Below are 20,526 nucleotides of genomic sequence, written 5' to 3' on the forward strand. Positions count from 1 at the left end.
GGCTGGGGCGCCAGGATTCGAACCTGGGAATGTCGGTACCAAAAACCGATGCCTTACCGCTTGGCGACGCCCCAACAGGCCGCGGGCCGACAAGTATCTAGCCGCAGGCGAGTCAATCGACCGCCGCCTTATATTCAGTGCGCGGCAAAAGCACAATCGCGCCTTTGCCGCTTTTCCTCCGCCAAAGTGCCGACTATTCGCCCCACACGGCAAGCTCGTTGCCTGCGGGATCGACGAAGTGGAAGCGCCGGCCGCCGGGGAACGAGAAGATCGGCTTGACGACGGTGCCGCCGGCGTCCTCGACCGCGGCGAGCGTTTGTTCCAGCGCCTCGGAATAGAGGATCGGCAGCGGCTTGGCCGATACTTCGGCCTGGAAGCCGCCGTCGAGGCCTTCGGCAAAGGCTGAATAGCCCGGGCCGTAGTCGGTGAAGGTCCAGCCGAAGGCTGCGCTGTAGAAGGATTTGACATGGTCGAGCGTGCCGCCGACCGCTGCCATTTCGATGTAGTCGAGTTTGCCCGTCTTTCGCATTGTCGTCTCCAGGAATTGTTCTCGATATGTTCTATATGAGGTAGATGGCTGCCGCAAGCTTCCCCGTCGGTCGCTCCATTAATCGATTGTAGGACATCAGGTGGCGGAACTGCGCCTTGCCTTTCGCAGCGCAGCATCATATCGCTGCCGCGAGAAGCGGGCGGCGGCCACCGCCCTGTTCCACACTCAGTCGGCGAGGAGAAGGCATGACCAAGTGGGTTTACAGGTTTGGCGACGGTGCGGCGGAGGGGCGTTCGAGCGATCGCGACCTGCTCGGCGGCAAGGGGGCGAATCTCGCCGAGATGTGCAGTCTCGGCCTGCCGGTTCCGCCCGGCTTCACCATCACCACCGCCGCCTGCAACTGGTTTTATGCCAATGGCCGCAGCTATCCCGAGACGCTTGAGGCAGATGTCCGCACGGCTCTCGACCATGTCGGTGCGATCACCGGCCGCCGCTTCGGCGATCCCGAAAGGCTGCTGCTCGTCTCGGTGCGCTCGGGCGCCCGCGCCTCGATGCCGGGCATGATGGACACCGTGCTGAACCTTGGCCTCAACGACGTCACCGTCGAGGCGCTGGCCGCCGATGCCGGCGACGCGCGCTTTGCCTATGACAGCTACCGCCGCTTCATCACCATGTATTCCGACGTCGTCCTCGGCCTCGAACACGAGGTCTTCGAGGAACTGCTCGAAGAAGAAAAGGCGCGTCTCGGCTACGAACTCGACACCGAGTTCACGGCGGTGCAGTGGCAGAATGTCATAAAGCTCTACAAGGCCAAGGTCGAGGAAGAGCTCGGCCGCTCCTTCCCGCAGGACCCGCACGAGCAGCTGTGGGGAGCCATCGGCGCGGTGTTCCAGAGCTGGATGAACCACCGCGCCATCACCTATCGCCGCCTGCACGACATTCCCGAGAACTGGGGCACGGCGGTCAACGTCCAGGCCATGGTGTTCGGCAACATGGGCGACACCTCGGCGACAGGCGTTGCCTTCACGCGCAACCCGTCGACCGGCGAGAAGATGCTCTATGGCGAGTTCCTGGTGAACGCGCAGGGCGAGGACGTGGTGGCCGGCATCCGCACGCCGCAGAACATCACCGAAGCAGCACGCATCGCCGCCGGTTCCGATAAGCCGTCGCTGCAGAAGCTGATGCCGGAAGCGTTCAACACTTTCGTGGCGATCTCCAATCGCCTCGAACAGCACTACCGCGACATGCAGGACCTCGAGTTCACCATCGAGCGCGGCAAGCTGTGGATGCTGCAGACCCGTTCGGGCAAGCGCACCGCCAAGGCAGCGCTGAAGATCGCCGCCGAGATGGCCGGCGAGGGTCTGATCACGAAAGAAGAGGCGATCGGCCGGATCGATCCATCGTCGCTGGACCAGTTGCTGCATCCGACGATCGACCCCAAGGCGCAGCGCGAGGTCGTCGCCGTCGGCTTGCCGGCGTCGCCAGGGGCCGCCACCGGCGAGATCGTGTTCTCGTCCGACGAGGCCGAGGAACTGAAGTCGGCCGGGCGCAAGGTCATCCTCGTGCGCATCGAGACCAGCCCCGAGGACATCCATGGCATGCATGCCTCCGAAGGTATCCTGACGACGCGCGGCGGCATGACCAGCCACGCGGCTGTGGTTGCCCGCGGCATGGGCAAGCCTTGCGTCTCCGGCGCCGGTTCGCTGCGCGTCGACTATCGCGCCGGCACGCTGATGGCGATGGGCCACACCTTCCGCAAGGGCGACATCATCACCATCGACGGCTCCAGCGGCCAGGTGCTGAAGGGCTCGGTGCCGATGCTGCAACCGGAGCTTTCCGGCGACTTTGCCGCGATCATGGAGTGGGCCGATGCGGCGCGGCGCATGAAGGTGCGCACCAATGCCGAAACGCCGGCGGATGCGCGCATGGCGCGCTCCTTCGGCGCCGAGGGCATCGGCCTGTGCCGCACCGAGCACATGTTCTTCGACGGCGACCGCATCGTCGCCATGCGCGAGATGATCCTCGCCGACAGCGAGAAGGACAGGCGCACGGCCCTTGCCAAACTGTTGCCGATGCAGCGCTCGGACTTCATCGAGCTGTTCGAGATCATGGCCGGACTGCCGGTGACGATTCGCCTGCTCGATCCGCCGTTGCACGAATTCCTGCCCAAGACCGAGGAAGAAATCGCCGAAGTCGCTGAAGCGATGAACGTCTCGGCCGACAAGCTGCGCCAGCGCACCGAGGCGCTGCACGAGTTCAACCCGATGCTCGGCCATCGCGGCTGCCGTCTCGCCGTCTCCTATCCCGAGATCGCCGAGATGCAGGCCCGCGCCATCTTCGAGGCGGCGGTCGAGGCCGGCAAGAAGACCGGCAGCCCTGTGGTGCCGGAGATCATGGTGCCGCTGGTCGGCCTGATGAAGGAACTCGACTACGTCAAGGCGCGAATCGACCAGGTTGCCAAGAGCGTCATGCAGGAATCGGGCGTCAACATCGACTACCTCGTCGGCACGATGATCGAGCTGCCGCGAGCGGCGATCCGCGCTCATGTGATTGCCGAGGCGGCCGAGTTCTTTTCCTTCGGCACCAACGACCTGACGCAGACCACCTTCGGCATTTCGCGCGACGATGCGGCCTCGTTCCTCGAGACCTACCGCCAGAAGGGCATCATCGAGCAGGATCCTTTCGTCTCGCTGGACATCGAGGGCGTCGGCGAACTGGTCAAGATCGCAGCCGAGAAGGGCAGGGCGACAAGGCCCGAGATCAAGCTCGGCATCTGCGGCGAGCATGGCGGCGATCCCGCCTCGATCCGCTTCTGCGAAAGCGTCGGGCTGGACTATGTCTCGTGCTCGCCGTTCCGCGTGCCGATCGCACGATTGGCGGCCGCGCAGGCAGCGGTGAAGGCGCAAAGGTAGCAGTCGCTGCTATCAACTGGTTGATTCTTCTTGGTTATACCCAATCCGCGTATTGGGCATAACCAACTGCATCAGGTGATTTCGCCAAGCAGGCGGTTGATTTCGGGCCGTTGCTTGAGCGATGCCGTGATGGCCTCGCGCCACTTCATTCCGCTATTCAGGGCGATCTCGTAAGCGATTGCCAGTTCCTGCGGGCGATCTTCGACCAGGACGCGTACCAGCGTTTCGGCTTGAGCCAGGTCTTTTGCAACTTTGGCCAAGCCCGGTCCCGTTCGCCGTTGGGCGACGATCAGTTTGTGCACGGCATAGCGCTCGGGTTTCGGGACCTGAACCAGAACTCCACTTCGATAAAGCGCCACAGCCGGTATCGGCTCCGCGATCAGGAAGTTCAGGAATGGGAGCGTCTGAGCGTAGACGTTCAATGGTTCGAGCCGGACGATCTCACTTTTGCTCTGCATGCGGGGCGCAAGGAAATCGACCATCGCTCCGCCGCCTTTCAAGCGCCACCGCGTAGACCTTCCTTTCGGGTCAGGTCCGGGCGCGGGTTCAAGCGACAGGGATTTGAACGTTTCGGCCAGAGATGGATCAACCGGATCGTCGATTGCCAGTTTGAGATTTTCGAACGCTGCGATGTCGACATCCTGGGTGACGGCTAGCGTACCGGAAAAGGCAAATCCCAGTTCAGCGCCGTAGAGCCGGAACGCATGTGTTCCAACCAGCGTTCCACCCAGCCGAAACACGCCAACTCTCGCCATGGCGTTCAGGATGCTTCCGGTCTGGCGATCAACCGTAGCAAGCCCGGCAGCGCGCAGTTGCGCCACTAGAAGCGCGCAATGCCGTTCAAAGCGCTTGTCGTCTTCGATATCTTCCCGCATTCGAGCGATGCGCTGGCGGAGGTCTTCGCTGTCCGGGCCAATGTAGCGATCGATCGGCTTGTCACCAATTCTTTGCCGTGCGTACCAGTATTTGCCTTGCGGAAGCTCCTTGAGGAACGGAGACCCGGCGATGGTCTTCACGTCGCGCATTCGGTGCGCTTCAAGGAGATCTTGGTAAGCCGTATGAACAGAAAGCGGTAAGCGCATGAGGATACCCTACGGCGATACTTCACATAGGGTATATTAAATACCCCACATCAGCAACTCGCGTAGGGTATCAGGGGTCGGAAAGCCGCCCGGCGACGCCACGCGGACATAGGCGTGCGCTGAGCCGGTCTCTTCAGGCTGCGGCGCGGAACGCCTCGACCACGCCGACATAGGCTTCGGCGAGCTTTGCCAGCGGGCTGGTGCTGCGCGATGCCGATTCGACTTTCAGCTTGCCGCCGCTGACAGGTAGCGAAAGCAGCAGGAACTGGCGGCGCGCGCCGTCGCCGATCGAGGCGGCCGCGACATGCTTGTCTTCGCCGTCGTCGTCGATGCGCATCTTGAACAGCAGGATGCCGCCAACAGCTTCGAGCGCGTCGTCCACGAGTTGCGTGAATTCCTCTTCCGTCACCCCGGTGGCGGCGATTTCCAGGCCTTTGGCAGGTGTTTGTTCTATCGTCGCGTCGTCCGCGTTGCCGGGCGAGAGCTCTTCCGGCGACAGCACGACAGTTTCCGGTTCGTCGGTGAAAACCTCCGCCATCGGCTCCTCCACCTCGGTCGCTGTCGTCTCCGGCGATTGCTCGGCTTCGAATACCTCGGCGAATATCGCGGGTTCGATCATGCCGGGCGTTTCTTCCGCCGACAGTTCGAGAGGTTCCGTCGCTTCCATGACCGGTTCGCTGGCTTCCGCCCGGGAATCAGCTTCGACCTCTGCGTCTTCGACGGGGGCAACCGTCCCGTCGCCGGCCAATTGCACACTGACATCCGCATCGGCCTGCTCAGGCGCAACAGTCTGTTCAGATTGCGTGTCGGTCTGCGGCAGGACTTCGTCCTCCGCGCGCGGCTGCGTATCCATGTGATCCCTCACATTACTCTACCCACCACACCAGCCGGTAATAAAGGTTAACCGGGACCGTGGCCGCAATGTGGCCGCCGACATTTTGCCGGCTCGGCTTGGCGGTGGTCAGGCTGGACAATCGCGCCATTGCGACCAGAATGGTTGCATATGATCTGGGAGGATCCGCATGCTTGGACTGATGCAGGAATGGCCGCTGCTGTGCCACAAGATCATTGACCATGCCGCACGGCAGCATCCGCACCGGGAGATCGTGTCGCGGTCGATCGAGGGGCCCATCGTCCGTACCAACTATGCCGAGTTGCGCACGCGGTCCCTGAAGGTTGCCCAGCGGCTGGAGCGCGACGGCTACCGCCTTGGCGACCGCATCGCGACGCTGGCCTGGAACTCCGCGCGGCACATGGAGGCGTGGTACGGCATCATGGGCATGGGCGCGGTCTACCACACGCTCAACCCACGCCTTTTTCCCGAACAACTCGTCTGGATCATGAACCATGCGCAGGACCAGGCGCTGTTCGTCGACCTGACCTTCGTGCCGCTGGTCGAAAAGATCGCGCCACAGGTGCCTTCGCTCAAGCGCGTCATCGTCCTGACCGACGCCGCCCACCTGCCGCAGACGACGCTGCCCAATGTCACCGCCTATGAGGAGTGGCTGGCCGAGGCCGATGGCGACTACGTCTGGAAGGCGCTCGACGAGCATGCCGCAGCCGGCATGTGCTACACCTCTGGCACGACGGGCGATCCCAAGGGCGTCGTCTACAGCCACCGCTCCAACGTGCTCCACGCCATGATCGCGGTGATGCCGGATGCGATGGGCATTTCGGTGCGCGACGTGGTCATGCCTGTCGTGCCGATGTTCCATGCCAACGCCTGGGGCCTTGCCCAGAGCACGCCGATGGTCGGCGCGAAATTCGTCATGCCCGGCGGCAAGATGGACGGCGCTTCGATCTACGAAATGCTCGACACCGAACGCGTCACCTTCACCGCGGCCGTGCCGACGGTGTGGCTGATGCTGCTGCAGCATCTCGAAGAGACCGGCAAGAAACTGCCGCATCTCAACAAGGTGGTGATCGGCGGCTCGGCCTGCCCTCGCACGGTCACCGAAAAATTCGAGCGCAACTACGGCGTCGAGGTCATCCACGCCTGGGGCATGACCGAGATGTCGCCGCTCGGCACCTTGTGCACGATCAAGCCGGAATATGACGACCTCGAAGGCAACGACAGGCTGAACCTTCAGCAGAAGCAGGGCTACACGCCTTTCGGCGTCGAGATGAAGATCACCGACGACGACAACAATGAGTTGCCTTGGGACGGCAGGACGTTCGGCAGGCTCAAGGTGCGTGGACCGGCGGTCTCCGGCTCGTATTTCGGCGGCGCCAGCGCCGAGCAGTTCGATGCCGACGACTGGTTCGACACCGGCGACGTCGCCCATATCGACATCAACGGCTACATGCAGATCACCGATCGCTCCAAGGATGTGATCAAGTCGGGCGGCGAGTGGATTTCCTCGATCGAGCTGGAAAATCTCGCCGTCGGGCATCCAGACGTCCAGGAGGCGGCGGTGATCGGTGTCAAGCATTCGCGCTGGGACGAGCGGCCGCTGATGGTTGTCGTGCGCAAGCCGGGCAGGGAGCCTGACAAGGCCGACATATTGGCTTTCCTCAACGGCAAGGTCGCCAAATGGTGGATGCCGGACGATGTCGCCTTCGTCGAGGAGATCCCGCACACGGCAACCGGCAAGATCCAGAAGATGGCGCTGCGCGAGAGGTTCAAGGACTATCGGCTGCCATCCGATACCGCAGGGTAAGCAGGTTCATGTGCGGGACGGCGGCAAGCGTCGCCTTTCCGCTTCAACCGCCGCAGGAAACCCTCTAGTTTGCAGCAGCAACTTTCGCCGTGGGGACGGCGGCGCTGCGACACTGCAGGTGGGTACGGGGTTCCATGGTCGAGTTCCAGTCGAGATATCATGAGCAGCGTACCACGCGCTCGGCCGGGCTTTCGCGCGGCATGGCGTCCTTCGCCGCGGTGCTGCTGATCACCGCCGTGCTTGGCCATCGCCGCGGCCTGGTCGAAACCACGGCGTTCTTCTGGGTGCTTGGCATCGTTGCCCTGCTCGCCGCCTTCGCGTTGCTGCTGTCAGGTTTTGCCTTTTCGCGGCTGTGGAAATTTGGCGATCGCGGCGGCCACGACCTGACCGCCGGTGCCTTGCTGGGGCTCGCCGTTCTCACGCCTTTTGGCTTCGTCGCCTATCAGATCGCCACCTTGCCGATGCTGCGCGACATCTCGACAGATGCCGAGGTTCCGCCGGCGTTGACGGCGGCGGTGTCGTTGCGAACGCCGTTGATGAACAGTCTGGAATTGCCCTCGGCAGGCGAGCGCGCCTTGCAGGCCCAGGCCTATCCGCTGGTCGCCGGACGCCGTTACGACCTGTCGCTCGACCGGGTTCTGGAGAGCGTGACGGCGGTTCTGGGACGACAGGGCTGGGAGGTCGTCGTGCCGCCGCCGGCTGCCGAGCAGGCCAGCGGCGAGGTCGACATCGAAGCAGTGGCGCGGACTTTCATTCTGGCCCTGCCATCGGACGTGGCGATTCGGCTGGTCGATGACGGCGATTCGACCTTCGTCGACATGCGCTCCGCCTCGCGCTACGGTCGCCACGACCTCGGCGACAATGCCGCGCGGATCACGGCATTCCTGACCGAGCTCGACCAGGAGATTGCCGCCCAGGCTGGCACGGCAACAACCGCAAAGCCCGAACAATAATCCTATCTTGCCGGCGAATAGACGCTGTCGATCGCCGGCGCTTCGTTGCTGACGGCCTCGCCGCGCCCGACCAGATCTTCGAGATGGGCGAGAACCGAGAGCCCGGCGGCGCCGTAGAGCCGGGGATCGGTGTCGCGATAGATCGCGCGCACGATATCGGGGATCAAGCGGTCCCCGGCGCCAAGCCGTTCGAGGATGGCCTGCTCGCGCATCCTGCGGTGCGCCTGCAGCCCAAGCACGAATGACGGTGGCGACACCACCGGACCGCCATGGCCGGGCAGGTAGATGCGGTCTTCACGCGCGATCAGCTTGTCGAGCGAGGCCATGTAGTCCGACATCGCGCCATCGGGCGGGGCGACGATCGAGGTCGACCAGGCCATGACATGGTCGGCCGAAAACAGGACGCCGGTGCCTTCGAGTGCAAAGGCGGCGTGATTTGCGGCATGGCCGGGCGTCAGCACCGTGCGCATGCGCCAGCCATCGCCATCGACAAGCTGGCCGTCTGCCACGACGAGGTCGGGAACGAAGTCGGTATCGCTGCTGGCATCGAGCGGAGCGACCTCGCCGATCCGCAGCGGCCGTGCCGACCGGTGCGGCCCTTCGGCTACCGTGACCGCGCCGGTCAGGGCCTTGAGGCGCGCGGCGAGCGGCGAGTGGTCGCGATGTGTGTGGCTGACGAATATATGGCTGACAGGCCGCCCGGCGATGGCGCGGATCAGCGCCTCCAGATGGGCGTCGTCGGCTGGGCCGGGATCGAGGACTGCCAAGGTGTCATGGCCGATGATGTAGCTGTTGGTGCCGTGGAAGGTGAAGGCGCCAGGATTGTTGGCGGTTATCCGTGCGACGCCCTCGGCGACCGGGACCGGCTGGCCGTAGGCGGGATCGAAGCGTGTGTCGAGGTCGAGGGACATGGCCGGCCGATATCTGTGAGTTCGAGGAGCCAGTGGCAAATTCGTTTGCCGCTTAGCACGGAAGACAATATAGGGAAAACCACGACTGACGTGTCTAGGAGTCCGTCGGGCTTTGCAGTCTTCCGGACGATGACGCCATCCGACACAATCGTGGCAGTCCAAACAAGAAGGCGAACCGATGAGCCGATTCGTTCCCGTTGACCGAGACACTGCGTACCTGTTGCCGCCGTCGGTGGATGAATGGTTGCCCAGTGATCACCTGGCGCGCTTCGTGGTCGAAGTCATCGAGCAGCTCGATCTGAGCGAACTGACGCGCCAATACGCGGGCCGAGGCTCGGCCGCACACCACCCGGCGGTGCTGCTGGGCCTGCTGATCTACGGCTACGCCAACGGCGTGCACTCCAGCCGCAAGATCGAGCGCGCGAGCTACGACTCGGTGGCGTTTCGCTACGTGGCGGCCAACACCCATCCAGACCACGACACGCTGGCCACATTCCGCCGCCGCTTCCTGAAGGAGGTGGAGGCGCTGTTCGTGCAGGTGCTGGTGCTGGCGCGCGAGATGAAGCTGCTCAAGCTCGGGCACATCGCGCTGGATGGCACCAAGATCGGCGCCAACGCCAGCAAGCACAAGGCCCTGTCCTGGGCGCACGCCAACAAGATCGAGGCGCAGTTGCGGCGGGAAGTGCAGACCCTGCTGGCGCTGGCGGAGAAAAGCGACCGCGCGGCGATCCCCGATGGCATGGATGTGCCGGCAGAGATTGCCCGGCGCGAAGACCGCTTGAGCGCCATTGCGCAGGCCAAGGCCAAGATCGAGCAGCGCGCGGGCGAGCGCCATCAGGGCGAGCAGCAGGAGTACGAGGCCAAGAGCGCCAAGCGCAAAGCCCAGCGCGATGCCGGCAAGAAGCCCCGCGGCAAGGACCCCGAGGCGCCGCAGGCCGGCCCCAAGGACGCCGACCAGGTCAACCTCACGGATGAAGAGTCGCGAATCATGCCCGTCTCGGGAGGGGGCTTCGAGCAAAGCTACAACGCGCAAGCCGGCGTGGACACCGACACGATGATGGTGATCACCGCGCACGTCACGCAGGCTTGCAACGACAAGCGAGAAGTCGTGCCCACGCTGGAGCAGATCCGATCGCTGCCTGCGGTGCTGGGCGAGGTGAAGTCGCTGATCACGGACAACGGCTTCTTCAGTCAGGCCAACGTGATCGCCTGCAACGACGCCGGAGTCGAACCGCTGCTGGCGCTCAAGAGAGAGTCGCATCACACGCCGCTCGCGCAGCGCTTTGCACCCGATGCACCGCAGCCCCAGTCGACGGACCCGGTGGTGCAGATGGCACACCGACTGGGCACGCAAGCAGGGAGGACGTTGTACGGCCGGCGCAAGCAGACGGTAGAGCCGGTGTTCGGCATCATCAAGAGGGTGATGGGCTGGCGCCAGATGAGCATGCGCGGGCTGGCCAAGGCCCAGGGCGAATGGAGCTTGGTGACCATGGCCTGGAACATCAAGCGCATGCACGTCTTGCGAGCAGCTTGAGGGAAAAAGTGCGCCTCGATCACCCCAAAACCGAGTCCCTGGACGGCTCGATGCGCTCTCACGGGGGCTCGCCATCCATCGAGAGCACTCACTCAGCGCAATGCCGTCCAAAAAAACGCCTCGCACCGATTATTTGAATTCGCTTGGGCTCAAGTCCGACGGACTCCTAGCATCGATCCAGGTGCGAGCGCAGCCCGTCACGGTCCCATCATTGTCGGTGATGGCGGCTAGCAGGGCCGGCAGCTGGTGGCGACGATTGGCGCCGTCGAGAAAATAGACGCTGTGGTGATAGCGCAGAGCCGGGCCGAAGCGGCTGATGCCGCGATTGCCGAGATAGCGGTGCGCCGGCGTGTCGGTGATTGGCCGGCCGAGCGCAAACAGGCGTTGGCCGGCGGGACGCGAGTGCGAGGTCGCATGAGAGGCGGGTGACGTTGGCATCGGTGCGGACCCGAGAAATGATCGGGCCTCGTCGGCGATTTTCGACCAATCGTCGGAGGTGACGTGAGCCCGCAACACGTCGAGCAGATCGCCAAAGGTGCCCTCGGAATGATCGGACCATTTGCCGGCAACGCGTTGTCCGGATGGCTTGAGGCGGATGGCAAGCGAACGGCCGGGATCGCCATGGATATTGCCGATCATCCAGTAATTGCCGACACGCCGGCCATTGGGGAGATAGTGGCGGCAGAACGCCTCGGCATTGTTGCCGAGTGCGCGCGCGAGATCCTGTGCGGTTGCCATTATGCGGCCTCCTGCTTGTCGGGTTGATGTTCGCGCAAGACGCTGCCGAGAACAACCAGATCGTCCATCGGGATGAAGAGACGCGTCTTCCACGAGATGATTTCGGTGAAGCAACCGAGTGCCTTGTAGCGGGCAAGGTCGTTGGCCTGGACGCCTGATATTTCGATGCGTGGCCGACCCATGACATAGGCCTTCTGTAGAGCGATACCTCCCGGAAGCTTGATCCGGGAGGTCTGGGTCTTGAGGGCCTGAAGCAGGGTTTCCGGCGTCCAGTTGATTGTCCCGATGATGCCGAGTGAATCATAGACATGCATGAGCTGGTGATCGTGGACGAGACGGCCGATGACCGTTTCGCCGTTGGAAGCGGTCAGCCGATAGACCAGGCAATCGATATTGGGCAGTGCGTTCCAGATTGGCAGAAGCAGGCCGCAAACGAGTGTAAAGCGGCGTGAGGAAAACTCGGGGATCGTCGCAAGCTCGCGATTCCAGGCTTTTTCGAACACGTCCGGTTCGGTGATGATCCAGCCTTCGTCGGTAATCTCCTTGGACGTGAGGCGCTGCTGCGACATTGGGCGGTAGAGACGCAGGCAACGATGCACCTTGCCTTGCTCGTCGGTGTAGGACGTGGTGTCGTGCGCGACGGCTGCACGCCCGGTCTTGGGCTCTATGAGCTGGACGGCGCTGTTATAGCCGGAGACGATCTGGTGTGCCTGGTCGAGCGACAGCGGGCTGTTACGCGTGGTCTCATTGATGGTCAGCGCATAGCTTTGCGCCCCGGTTTTCGGGTGCGTGTAGATGACCTTGCGCTCGATGATGTCGAAGTTTTCGGCAACGAGCGTTTCGAGGCCGATATTGTAGGTGCCGGCGCGTTTGGCGCTTTCGACCGTGTCTTCCAACAGACCCATGAACACGTCGAACAAGCGGTTTTGCATGTCGATGCGCAGGGCAAGGCAGCGATTGAGAAACTGAGAGATCGGCGGCAGTTCCTCTTTGAGCGTCCCGTCGCCGTCGATGATGTTGAGGCCGGTCATGGCGATGAAATCGTCAAGCGAGCAGTCTTCGACATTGCCGCGATAGATCTGCTGGAAGAATTTGAGCAGGGCGGCGCGCGCATAGTCGCTTTCGAGATTGTCTTCGGCGCGGAATATGCCTTGTCCGCCGGTCTGGCGTTGGCCCTTGGTGATCGCGCCAAGGGTGTCGAGACGCCGCGCTATGGTGGACAGGAAGCGCTTTTCGCCCTTGATGTTGGAGGCGACGGGACGGAACAAGGGCGGCTGCGCCTGATTGGTGCGGTTGGTGCGGCCGAGACCCTGGACGCCGTTATCGGCGCGCCATCCTGCTTCGAGCAGGTAATGGACCCGCAGACGCTGATTCTTGACGTTGCGATCGGCGTGGTAGGAGCGGCCGGTGCCGCCGGCGTCGGAAAAGATGAGGATGCGCTTATCGTCGTCCATGAAGGCGTGGGTTTCGGCAAAGCCGGATGATGCAGGCCGGCGCTGCAGGGCGAAGCGGTCGGTGTCGCACTTGACGACACGGCGGCTGCGGCCAGTGATCTCGGCGACATTCTCGATGCCGAAATGCCAGAGCACCTGGTCGAGCGCACCATTGACCGGGGGGAGGGCGGCAAGATGTTCGATCAGGGCGTCGCGGCGTTCGACCGCTTCCTGACATTCGATCGTGTTGCCGTTTTCGTCCTGGGCGATACGTGAGCGCAGATTGCCGTTCTCGTCGGTGTAGGGCTCATAAAGCGCGGTCGGAAACGAATGCATCAGGTAGTCCAGGACATATTCGCGCGGCGTGATGTCGATGGTCAGGTCATCCCACTGGCTGGCGGGGATTTCGGCGAGACGGCGGCTCATGAGTGCTTCGCCGGTGGAGACGAGCTGGATGACGGCGGCGTGGCCGTCCTCGATGTCCTTGTTGATCGCGTCGAGCAGCGTTGGCGCTTTCATCGCGGTGATGAGGTGGTTGAAGAAACGCTGCTTGGTGCTTTCGAAGGCGCTGCGCGCTGCGGATTTGGCGTGGCGATTGAGGGTGCCTTCATCGGGATCGGTGATGCCGGCTGCTTCGAGCGCCCGTTCCAGGTTGTTGTGAATGACTTGATAGGCGTCGGCATATTTGTCGTAGATTTCGCGCTGCTCGTTGGTGATTTCATGCTCGAGCATTTCGTATTCGACGCCGACGAATGACAGCGAGCGGGCGATATAGAGGCCGAGTGACTTGAGGTCGCGCGAGATGATCTCCATGGCTGCGATGCCGCCGGCTTCCATGGAGGAGACGAATTCGATGCGTGATTTGAACGGGAATTCGCCGGTGGACCACAGACCGAGACGCACGGCGTAGGCGAGGTTGGTGACAGTGGTCGCGCCGGTCGCGGAGGCGTAGACGATGCGGGCGTGCGGAACGGCGTTCTGCAGGCGAAGGCCGGCGAGACCTTGTTCTGAGGGTTTGGTGTCGCCGCGACTGCCGGTCGAGCCGGCGGCATTTGCCATGGCGTGAGCTTCGTCGAAGGCGATGACGCCGTCGAAGTCGTCGTCTTCAGCCTCAAGCCAATCGAGAATCTGGTCGAGACGGCTGGATTTCATCTTGTCGCCATCCTGTTTTTCCGCGGTGCGCAAGGTGGCATAGGTGACAAACAGAATTGCCGGTTTGGCGCTGATCGGGGAGCCTTGCCGAAAGCGGGCAAGGGGTACGATGTCCGACGCTGCGCCGCCGAGTGCGGTCCAATCACGCACGGCGTCTTCGATCAGTTTATCGCTACGCGAGATCCAGATATGCCGGCGACGGCCGGCGAGGAAATTGTCCATGATGATGCCGGCGATCTGGCGGCCTTTGCCGCATCCGGCGCCATCGCCGAGAAACCAGCCGCGGCGGATGGTGAAGGCTTTGTCGTCATCGTCGCTGGCGCGGATGATCGAGCCTTGGTCGTCACGGGAGAATTTGCCAGGCAGGAAGGTCGCGTGCGCGTCGCCGGCATAGATGACGCTTTCGAGTTGCGGTCCGGAGAGAAGACCCTCGGTAAGCACGCGCGATGGCAGTGTCGGCCGATGCGATGGTACTGGCGCGGCGACAGACGCCATGGCGGCTGACTGGACGAGGTCCGTCGGATGAGCTTGTGCGTCGGTGATGTCGATGGTCTGGACGCTATAGGGCTCATAGATTGCGGTTGTCGTGGTTGCGGCCGCTGTCGAGATCTGGCGCGCGGTGTAGTCGATGCGGACAGTTTCGGCCTTGTCGAGCGGATGACGCGCAGCTTCGACCTTGGCGGCGCGTGCCTTGCGCCGGGCTTCGTCGCGGAGGCTGTGGGCAGTCGTGGATGGCCGGGAAGGAGATAGGGAAACGGCGGCCGGCGCGATTGCGGAGCGTGGCGGGCAATCGGCGATGACGCGCTCGAGGAGATCACGGCAGCTGCTGGCCGGATCTGTGTAGTTGATCGTCTCGGACGTGATGTCGTCGACCTTGTCGATGATGGACAGGCGTGTCTCGGCCGTGGTGCCATGGCGCGCATAGAGAGCGCCGGAAATCGGCGTGGTGAGACGCAAATGCGCCTGTCCGACGATTGACTGATAGAAGGGCCGGCCAAGGTCGGTGTTCGGGGCAAAGCCTGAGCCGGTGATGGCAACGAGGCGACCGCCGGGCTGAAGGCGGGCCAGTGCCGAGCGAATGTGGTTTGCTGTCGCCGACTGATAGCGGCCGACGACGTTTGCCGCGACCGAGAAGGGCGGGTTCATGATCACGACGCTCGGGCGGATCGACAAATCGAGCCGATCATGGATGGTCGCGGCATCGTGGTGGGTGACGGTCTGGCCGAACAGCGAAGCGGCGAGGACGGCGCGATCGTGGTCGAGTTCGTTGATGGCGAGGCGTGCGCCGGCGATGCTGGCGAAGACGGCAAGCAGGCCGGTGCCGGCGGACGGTTCGAGCACCAGGTCACTGGTCTCGATAAAGGCGGCATAACCGGCGATGTAAGCGAGAGGCAGTGGCGTCGAGAATTGCTGCAGGCGATTCTGATCCTCGGAGCGCCGCGTGTGGCTGGGCATGAGCGCGAACAGGCGCTCGTGCAGAGCGAGTTCGGCAAAGCGGCATTGGGTCTGCTTGCGGATACGGCGGCCGAATTTGCGCAGGAACAGGACGGTGGCGCATTCGAGCGCGTCATAGGCGTCCTTCCAGACCCATGCGCCGGTAGCGTCGCTTGCGCCGTAGGCGGCTTCCATGGCTATGCGCATCATGGTCGTCGTGATCTGAGTGCCTTTTTCGAGTTCGACGAGCAGCAGTTCAGCTGCGGCAAGTATGGGAGGAGCGGCGACGGTGGCGCGGGGGAGCGCGGTTGAAGGCTGCATGGGGGGTCTCCAGTGAAGGGATGGGGCTTTCGCCTTCTTGCGAAAGCCAATGTTTTCCGGCCGGTCCTCTGTCTCTGAGCGGCGGCCGGGGGGTGCTGCGGTTGCAGAAATGAAAACCGCGCGAAGCGTGGCTTCGCGCGGCGTTCCGGGCAGGAGGTGGGGGGAGGGCCGGTTACTCGGTCTGGATACGGTTCCAGGAAGCGCGGCTGTTATGGTGTGCGATCGCTTTACGCACGGTCACGATGAGCTCCGCATTCCTGAAAGAAAGGCCGTGACAATGGGCGGTCCAGATGCCCTGGGCTTGATGCAGGAACATGGTCAGGCGGACATTGTCCTGCTCGTCGACAAGTTCGATGCGGCAGGTGTTGTTTTGCAAAGCGGTGTAGCGGCCGCGTTTGCCGGACTGGCGGGAGAGGGCGATCGCAGCGATGGCTTCGTCGTCTGCGATGGACTCGGTCCGGACATGATTGCGATGGGTCGTCATGTGCGTTCCGCTCCTTTAATTTCGTCGTCGCTCAATTGGTGGACACGGCGATGATAGGCGCTGTTCCAGGCATTGAGAATCTGCATCACTTCGTCATGCGAGCGGCCCGGGAGCAAGTCGTTGACGACGATGCTTTGGGCCGGAGCTTTGCGCCAGCCGGTGCCGGCATAGGCGGCTTCGGCGCTGGAGACGGCGTCGGCCTCGATGGAGGCGAGAGCATCCGCGAGAGACATGGTGGATCCTTTCATCAAAAGGGGAAGTCCCAGATTTCGTCTGGTTGGAGAGGCAAGGGCCGACGTTGGGAGAATGGGCTGTCGCCGACGCGTATGACGACGAATGAATCGTCGCCGTGATTATCGAAGTCACGTGTCTCAAGCCTGCCGGCGATCTTGTGGGCTAGCCTTTCATGAACGTAGGTCATGGGCAGGAGTTTTGCCTTGTGACCAGTGAGCCCGTCGGTGCTTGGGCAGTAGATCGGGATGATGCGGGCGATCTGATACATTTTGCCGGCTCCTTTGATCAGGGTTCTCGCAGAGGCATGCCGATGACATGGCCGGTGCGGTTCATTTCCTCATGCCAGAAATTGGCCTGGCGCTTGGCTTCGGCCTCGGTATCGAAGAGGGCCGTGGCGGTGACAGCGCCTGACATGGATTCGACGTAGACCATCCATTGCGCGCAGAAGCGGTCGGGCGGAGCGATGTGGACCATGACCAGCCTCTTCAGGTCGACAGAATGGAGTAGGCTTCCGGATCCTCGTAGCGGAGGACGATCTCGCCATTCTGCAGGCCGCCCCACATGGGGCCGTTCATGCCGCTTATTTTCGGCTGGTCGCGAAGTTCAGGGCGAACGCGGTCATTCTTGTTGTAGCCGGTGATGCTGCGACCGTGTTTGGCGACAAGTCGATCGATATCTGTGTCGGTCGAGACATCAAGATCGCCGTCGACGGCGATGACGAATTGAAAGAGCATGATGGTTCTCCGTGGTAACAGCTCTCAGCCGCTGATCATGATGATGTCGAAATCGGGGGACGGCTCGTTGATCCGCAGCCGTAGTCGAAGAAGTTCGATGGCGGTGCGTTGTCGATCGATCTTGCGACGCAAGGCGTCGATTTCGGGCCTGCGGGCCTCAAAGACGGCGTCCACGCAAGTCTGGTAGTGGCGCTCGTCCGCCGGCGTCCAGGTGGTTGCGTGGCGGCCGTACTGGCGGACCTTTGGCCGATCATTGATGGTGAGGCGTTCGGCCTGCTTGAGGATCTGGCGATCGATGATGCGCAGATGCTCGCAGTTCTGACGGCAGGCTGTTTCCATGTGGCGGAGCCGTATGCGATCGGGGAGGAAGGTGCGCATGATGGGCTCCTACTCGTGATCGATGATGGGGCCGACATGCGACGGCGGCATGTTGTGGATTTCGGCGCCGGCGCGACGGTATGCGTCGAAAACAGCGTAGAGCGGCGCGTAGGAGTGAGCGCGCCATGGATGTGGGTCGGCGTCGCGGCCGACAGCGATCATGGGTCCGCGTGAGGCGATCGCGAAGATGACCGACGGATCGACGTCAGAGGCGTCGCAGACGGGCAGGCCTGAGGCGATGGATTGGCGCTTGACCGCGTCCGGCTGATAGCCGGAGAGGGTGCCGTTGTCATAATTGAGGCAAAAGCCGCCACGGTTGATGAACATGTGTCCGCCTTCGGACGAGAGGGCTTTTGAGATCCAGGGGGTTGGGTCGAACATGATGGAACTCCGGAAAGAGAGAGGAAGCGCTGTCACGCGCGTTGGCGGACGGTGTCGCTATTAGGTGCGAGGTGGCGTTGAGCTGCTTCAGCCACGCCTTTGGCCGTCGATCGCCATTGGCCGAACCAATCGACCAGGTCGGCGCCCGGGACCACGTCATCGCAGTCGAATTGCGGCCATGCCTCGATGGCGGCGTTGAGGGTGGCGAGCAACTGATGCGTGGAGAGGACGATACCGTCCTCGCCGGCGAATTCGTCAGGGACGGTTTCGGCGGCGTTGCCATAGGCGGCGTCAGCACCTCGCCAGACGCCGGTGATGTAGGTGGAGCCGCTCGACTCGTAATCCTTCTTCTGGTGTTGCCAGTCATCGTCGGCGATGGCCTGACGGCAGGCATGTGCGACGTCACGAGCGACGTAAGTGGTGTGGCGAAAGATCGGTAGGCGATAGGTCGCCTCGACGGTGAAAATGGCCATGATTGTCTCCGGAAAAAGAAAGGGCCGCGATCAACGCGGCCCTGCGGGATGAGGGGAGGGAAGTGGAGGGCGACTATTCGGCCGCTTCCTTCAGGAAGGCGGGAATGTCGCTGTCATCATCGTCGGTCTCGATTTCGTCGTCGCCGATGTCTTCAGCGATGTCGCTGCTGATGTCGTCGTCGAATTCCTCGTCGTTCTCGCCAGTATCGATGTCGATGTCAGCGTCATCGTCGTCATCATCGGTATTGCCGTTGTCGTCCTGGTAGCCGTAGGTGCGAGATTTCTTTTGCTCGAAAAATTCGCCGGTGTAGGCCATGCCTTCCGGCAACCAGGTCGAGGTGCGGGCTGCGGTTTCCTCGTTGAGGCCAGCGGTCTTTTGCGGATCGTCGCTGAAGGCGCTGTCCATTGCCTCGGCGATCTGGGCTTTCTTGTCCTTAGAATGGTCGTCGGCCCAATTTGGTGAGATCTGCTCGGAAGCAACCTTAAGCGCATAGCCCTTCTTGACGCGATTCCAGTAGTGCTCGGCAGTCGGCCGCCAGCACGAAGCGACGTCGACATCCATGCGCTTGCCTATGATTTCGAGAACAGGGTTGGCGTGCGGATCTGTGGAGAGGGATTGATTGACGCCCTGGGCGACGCAGAAGGCGAACAGATCCTGTTTTTCGCGTGGTGAGAGAGCCGACATGGCGTTGAAATCATGCGGCTGATCAAGATTGAGCCACTCGAGGCTCAGCTTGTCCTTGAGCCCCTGCAGCATGGATTCGGCGATTGTGCCGGTGAGCTTCTCCTTCGATCGGTAGACCTCGGCAGCCTTAATCGAGACGTTGAGCGGCTGGCTGGAGTAGGTCGAATAGCCGAACATGCCGACCGCCATTGAGTAGAGCATGGCATCGAAGGCGGTGTTGAAGTCGGCGGAGAGGTGGGCGCGCAGGATCTGGTGGCGAACTGCGCGAATGTCCTCGATGACGGAGATTGTTTCGCCGGCATCGTGGCGGGCGGCATCGGCCGGGTCGCTGGTTGGGGAAGCTGTGGACCTTGAGCTTGTTGGCTCCGGCTTTGTCTTGTCATCCGGGTGGACCAGGCCGGATTCGATTCGAAAGCCGCCAGCAGAGTCCATGGAGACGATAACGCCTGCGAGCGCCATTTGCTCGGCAGAGTAGGCTGTGGTCTCCTGGGCCTCGATTTCGGCTTCGCGATTTTTCAGTTTGGAGAGTTCCTGGTCGAGATCCTCGGTCCAGTTGTCATTGTCGATCTCGTCCATTGCTTCGAGACGGGCCTCAATCGCTTCCTGTTCGGCTGCGAGCTCGGCTGGCAGGAAGGTCTCTGGATAGACACGGCCGTATTCGCGGAACGTATCATAGGCAATGGAGAGCATGACTTCCGCCCATTTCCATTCGGTCTTGAGTTCCTCGGCCTTGGCCTGCAGCTTCTCCATGGCGAGCCGTTCGGCAAGGGCGGGATCGTCGATCATGACGCTGTCGTCGTTGGAGAACAGATCGCGCGTGATGGCGCCGCCGGCGGCTTCATAGGCTTCGAGGCCGATAAAGCGGACTATCGGTGAGGATCCATTGATCTTTGTCTTGGTGAGTGCGCTTTTGATCGACCAGACTGATCCATAAGCGCCCTCGCGCTCGAAAACCTCCTCCTGGCGGGCGTGATCGTCGGTCAGCGTGTAGGCCTTGACCGTGTCGAGATCGATCTCGTCGGCGCGGAAGGACTCAAGGATTTTCGGCGAGAGGCGGGCAAGCCGCATTCGACCTTCGACAAAACGCGTGGTGACGCCGAAGCGGTTGGCGACGGTCTCAAGCGAATGGCCATTCTTGAGCAGCCGGTCGAAGGCGACGAATTCGTCGATCGGGTGCATTTTCAGCCGATGGAAATTCTCGACAAGCGACGTTTCCTCGGCCTGTTCCTTGGTCTCCACAACGCAAGGGGTGCTATAATCGCCGTCGGGAAAGACGATGTTGAGGGCGCGTAGCCGCCTGCCGCCGGCATGGACTTCGAAGCCGCGGCCGACCTTGTGAACGAGCAGATTCTGCTTGAGACCGTTTTCGCGGATGCTGGCAACGAGATCGGAGACGTCGTTTTCAGTCTGGCGCACATTGAGCGTGCTGAGCTTCAGTTTTTTAAGCGGGATATAGACGACTTCGGTGACGTTCATCGTATGGCTCCATGGGTGCCGGGCGGGAGAACCTCTCTCCTCTTGTGGAGCCCGGCATTCC

General features: G+C 62.4%; 19 protein-coding genes and 1 tRNA gene. 4 read left to right on the forward strand and 16 right to left on the reverse strand.

Annotation, left to right across the window (positions count from 1 at the left end):
- Positions 1–2: 2 nt before the first annotated feature.
- Positions 3–74, reverse strand: a tRNA-Gln gene (locus NDO48_RS18785).
- A 119-nt stretch (positions 75–193) separates the two neighbouring features.
- Positions 194–529 (reverse strand): VOC family protein, encoded by a 336-nt coding sequence (locus NDO48_RS18790; protein ID WP_263007814.1) that lies wholly within the window; start codon positions 527–529, stop codon positions 194–196.
- Between the two features lie 206 nt (positions 530–735).
- Here NDO48_RS18790 and ppdK point away from each other — a divergent pair, with 206 nt between their 5' ends.
- Positions 736–3,402: a pyruvate, phosphate dikinase gene (ppdK, locus tag NDO48_RS18795; RefSeq protein WP_263007813.1), complete on the forward strand. Its 2,667-nt coding sequence runs from the start codon at positions 736–738 to the stop codon at positions 3,400–3,402.
- Between the two features lie 71 nt (positions 3,403–3,473).
- On the opposite strand, the gene NDO48_RS18800 is transcribed toward ppdK, so the two are convergent.
- Together NDO48_RS18800 and NDO48_RS18805 are read right to left on the reverse strand one after the other, a co-directional pair.
- A complete protein-coding gene (locus NDO48_RS18800) occupies positions 3,474–4,427 on the reverse strand; it encodes a GSU2403 family nucleotidyltransferase fold protein (protein WP_263007812.1) in 954 nt (317 codons plus the stop codon).
- A gap of 190 nt (positions 4,428–4,617) precedes the next feature.
- Positions 4,618–5,337 carry a hypothetical protein gene (locus NDO48_RS18805; protein WP_263007811.1) on the reverse strand — a complete coding sequence of 240 codons (720 nt, stop codon included), beginning with the start codon at positions 5,335–5,337 and terminating at the stop codon, positions 4,618–4,620.
- A 169-nt stretch (positions 5,338–5,506) separates the two neighbouring features.
- Here NDO48_RS18805 and NDO48_RS18810 point away from each other — a divergent pair, with 169 nt between their 5' ends.
- Both NDO48_RS18810 and NDO48_RS18815 read left to right on the forward strand, forming a co-directional pair.
- On the forward strand, positions 5,507–7,144 hold the full coding sequence (locus NDO48_RS18810) for a fatty-acid--CoA ligase (protein ID WP_267322045.1): 1,638 nt from the start codon (positions 5,507–5,509) through the stop codon (positions 7,142–7,144).
- A gap of 134 nt (positions 7,145–7,278) precedes the next feature.
- Positions 7,279–8,097 carry a DUF1499 domain-containing protein gene (locus NDO48_RS18815; protein WP_263007809.1) on the forward strand — a complete coding sequence of 273 codons (819 nt, stop codon included), beginning with the start codon at positions 7,279–7,281 and terminating at the stop codon, positions 8,095–8,097.
- A 2-nt stretch (positions 8,098–8,099) separates the two neighbouring features.
- Here NDO48_RS18815 and NDO48_RS18820 read toward each other — a convergent pair whose 3' ends face one another.
- A complete protein-coding gene (locus NDO48_RS18820; protein WP_263007808.1) occupies positions 8,100–9,008 on the reverse strand; it encodes an MBL fold metallo-hydrolase in 909 nt (302 codons plus the stop codon).
- A gap of 178 nt (positions 9,009–9,186) precedes the next feature.
- Here NDO48_RS18820 and NDO48_RS18825 point away from each other — a divergent pair, with 178 nt between their 5' ends.
- Positions 9,187–10,542 carry an IS1182 family transposase gene (locus tag NDO48_RS18825; protein WP_267322046.1) on the forward strand — a complete coding sequence of 452 codons (1,356 nt, stop codon included), beginning with the start codon at positions 9,187–9,189 and terminating at the stop codon, positions 10,540–10,542.
- Between the two features lie 129 nt (positions 10,543–10,671).
- Here the strand turns inward: NDO48_RS18825 and NDO48_RS18830 are convergent, their stop codons facing one another.
- From NDO48_RS18830 to NDO48_RS18880, 11 genes are all read right to left on the reverse strand, one after another.
- On the reverse strand, positions 10,672–11,280 hold the full coding sequence (locus NDO48_RS18830) for a DUF7146 domain-containing protein (RefSeq protein ID WP_267322047.1): 609 nt from the start codon (positions 11,278–11,280) through the stop codon (positions 10,672–10,674).
- The gene (locus tag NDO48_RS18835) at positions 11,280–15,620 is read right to left on the reverse strand and encodes a strawberry notch-like NTP hydrolase domain-containing protein (RefSeq protein ID WP_267322048.1); all 4,341 of its coding nucleotides are present in this window, start codon (positions 15,618–15,620) and stop codon (positions 11,280–11,282) included. The genes NDO48_RS18830 and NDO48_RS18835 overlap by 1 nt, the downstream gene beginning before the upstream one ends.
- A gap of 172 nt (positions 15,621–15,792) precedes the next feature.
- Entirely contained in the window at positions 15,793–16,104 is a 312-nt protein-coding gene (locus NDO48_RS18840) for a hypothetical protein (protein WP_267322049.1), read from the reverse strand.
- A complete protein-coding gene (locus tag NDO48_RS18845; RefSeq protein ID WP_267322050.1) occupies positions 16,101–16,337 on the reverse strand; it encodes a hypothetical protein in 237 nt (78 codons plus the stop codon). Before NDO48_RS18845 ends, NDO48_RS18840 begins: the two co-directional genes overlap by 4 nt.
- A 14-nt stretch (positions 16,338–16,351) precedes the next feature.
- Positions 16,352–16,606, reverse strand: coding sequence for a hypothetical protein (locus tag NDO48_RS18850; protein WP_267322051.1), 255 nt, complete (start codon positions 16,604–16,606; stop codon positions 16,352–16,354).
- Positions 16,607–16,623: 17 nt separating this feature from the next.
- A complete protein-coding gene (locus NDO48_RS18855; RefSeq protein ID WP_267322052.1) occupies positions 16,624–16,812 on the reverse strand; it encodes a hypothetical protein in 189 nt (62 codons plus the stop codon).
- 11 nt (positions 16,813–16,823) lie between these two features.
- The gene (locus NDO48_RS18860) at positions 16,824–17,072 is read right to left on the reverse strand and encodes a hypothetical protein (RefSeq protein ID WP_267322053.1); all 249 of its coding nucleotides are present in this window, start codon (positions 17,070–17,072) and stop codon (positions 16,824–16,826) included.
- 24 nt (positions 17,073–17,096) lie between these two features.
- Complete coding sequence (locus NDO48_RS18865; RefSeq protein WP_267322054.1) at positions 17,097–17,450, reverse strand: hypothetical protein; 354 nt, start codon at positions 17,448–17,450, stop codon at positions 17,097–17,099.
- A 9-nt stretch (positions 17,451–17,459) separates the two neighbouring features.
- Positions 17,460–17,831: a hypothetical protein gene (locus NDO48_RS18870; RefSeq protein WP_267322055.1), complete on the reverse strand. Its 372-nt coding sequence runs from the start codon at positions 17,829–17,831 to the stop codon at positions 17,460–17,462.
- 32 nt (positions 17,832–17,863) lie between these two features.
- On the reverse strand, positions 17,864–18,304 hold the full coding sequence (locus NDO48_RS18875) for a hypothetical protein (protein ID WP_267322056.1): 441 nt from the start codon (positions 18,302–18,304) through the stop codon (positions 17,864–17,866).
- 73 nt (positions 18,305–18,377) lie between these two features.
- Complete coding sequence (locus NDO48_RS18880; RefSeq protein WP_267322057.1) at positions 18,378–20,465, reverse strand: ParB/RepB/Spo0J family partition protein; 2,088 nt, start codon at positions 20,463–20,465, stop codon at positions 18,378–18,380.
- Positions 20,466–20,526 lie beyond the last annotated feature (61 nt).

The sequence above is a fragment of the Aminobacter sp. MET-1 genome (assembly GCF_026521175.1).
Classification (GTDB): Bacteria; Pseudomonadota; Alphaproteobacteria; order Rhizobiales; family Rhizobiaceae; genus Aminobacter.

Bases quoted from the DNA above. Each gene is read 5' to 3' on its own strand.
- NDO48_RS18850 (WP_267322051.1), bottom strand. From the start codon at position 16,606: ATGTATCAGATCGCCCGCATCATCCCGATCTACTGCCCAAGCACCGAC.
- NDO48_RS18870 (WP_267322055.1), bottom strand. From the start codon at position 17,831: ATGTTCGACCCAACCCCCTGGATCTCAAAAGCCCTCTCGTCCGAAGGC.
- NDO48_RS18845 (WP_267322050.1), bottom strand. From the start codon at position 16,337: ATGTCTCTCGCGGATGCTCTCGCCTCCATCGAGGCCGACGCCGTCTCC.
- NDO48_RS18825 (WP_267322046.1), top strand. From the start codon at position 9,187: ATGAGCCGATTCGTTCCCGTTGACCGAGACACTGCGTACCTGTTGCCG.
- NDO48_RS18875 (WP_267322056.1), bottom strand. From the start codon at position 18,304: ATGGCCATTTTCACCGTCGAGGCGACCTATCGCCTACCGATCTTTCGC.
- NDO48_RS18855 (WP_267322052.1), bottom strand. From the start codon at position 16,812: ATGGTCCACATCGCTCCGCCCGACCGCTTCTGCGCGCAATGGATGGTC.
- NDO48_RS18820 (WP_263007808.1), bottom strand. From the start codon at position 9,008: ATGTCCCTCGACCTCGACACACGCTTCGATCCCGCCTACGGCCAGCCG.
- NDO48_RS18840 (WP_267322049.1), bottom strand. From the start codon at position 16,104: ATGACGACCCATCGCAATCATGTCCGGACCGAGTCCATCGCAGACGAC.
- NDO48_RS18830 (WP_267322047.1), bottom strand. From the start codon at position 11,280: ATGGCAACCGCACAGGATCTCGCGCGCGCACTCGGCAACAATGCCGAG.
- NDO48_RS18810 (WP_267322045.1), top strand. From the start codon at position 5,507: ATGCTTGGACTGATGCAGGAATGGCCGCTGCTGTGCCACAAGATCATT.
- NDO48_RS18835 (WP_267322048.1), bottom strand. From the start codon at position 15,620: ATGCAGCCTTCAACCGCGCTCCCCCGCGCCACCGTCGCCGCTCCTCCC.
- NDO48_RS18805 (WP_263007811.1), bottom strand. From the start codon at position 5,337: ATGGATACGCAGCCGCGCGCGGAGGACGAAGTCCTGCCGCAGACCGAC.
- NDO48_RS18800 (WP_263007812.1), bottom strand. From the start codon at position 4,427: ATGCGCGACGTGAAGACCATCGCCGGGTCTCCGTTCCTCAAGGAGCTT.
- ppdK (WP_263007813.1), top strand. From the start codon at position 736: ATGACCAAGTGGGTTTACAGGTTTGGCGACGGTGCGGCGGAGGGGCGT.
- NDO48_RS18865 (WP_267322054.1), bottom strand. From the start codon at position 17,450: ATGCGCACCTTCCTCCCCGATCGCATACGGCTCCGCCACATGGAAACA.
- NDO48_RS18790 (WP_263007814.1), bottom strand. From the start codon at position 529: ATGCGAAAGACGGGCAAACTCGACTACATCGAAATGGCAGCGGTCGGC.
- NDO48_RS18815 (WP_263007809.1), top strand. From the start codon at position 7,279: ATGGTCGAGTTCCAGTCGAGATATCATGAGCAGCGTACCACGCGCTCG.
- NDO48_RS18860 (WP_267322053.1), bottom strand. From the start codon at position 17,072: ATGCTCTTTCAATTCGTCATCGCCGTCGACGGCGATCTTGATGTCTCG.
- NDO48_RS18880 (WP_267322057.1), bottom strand. From the start codon at position 20,465: ATGAACGTCACCGAAGTCGTCTATATCCCGCTTAAAAAACTGAAGCTC.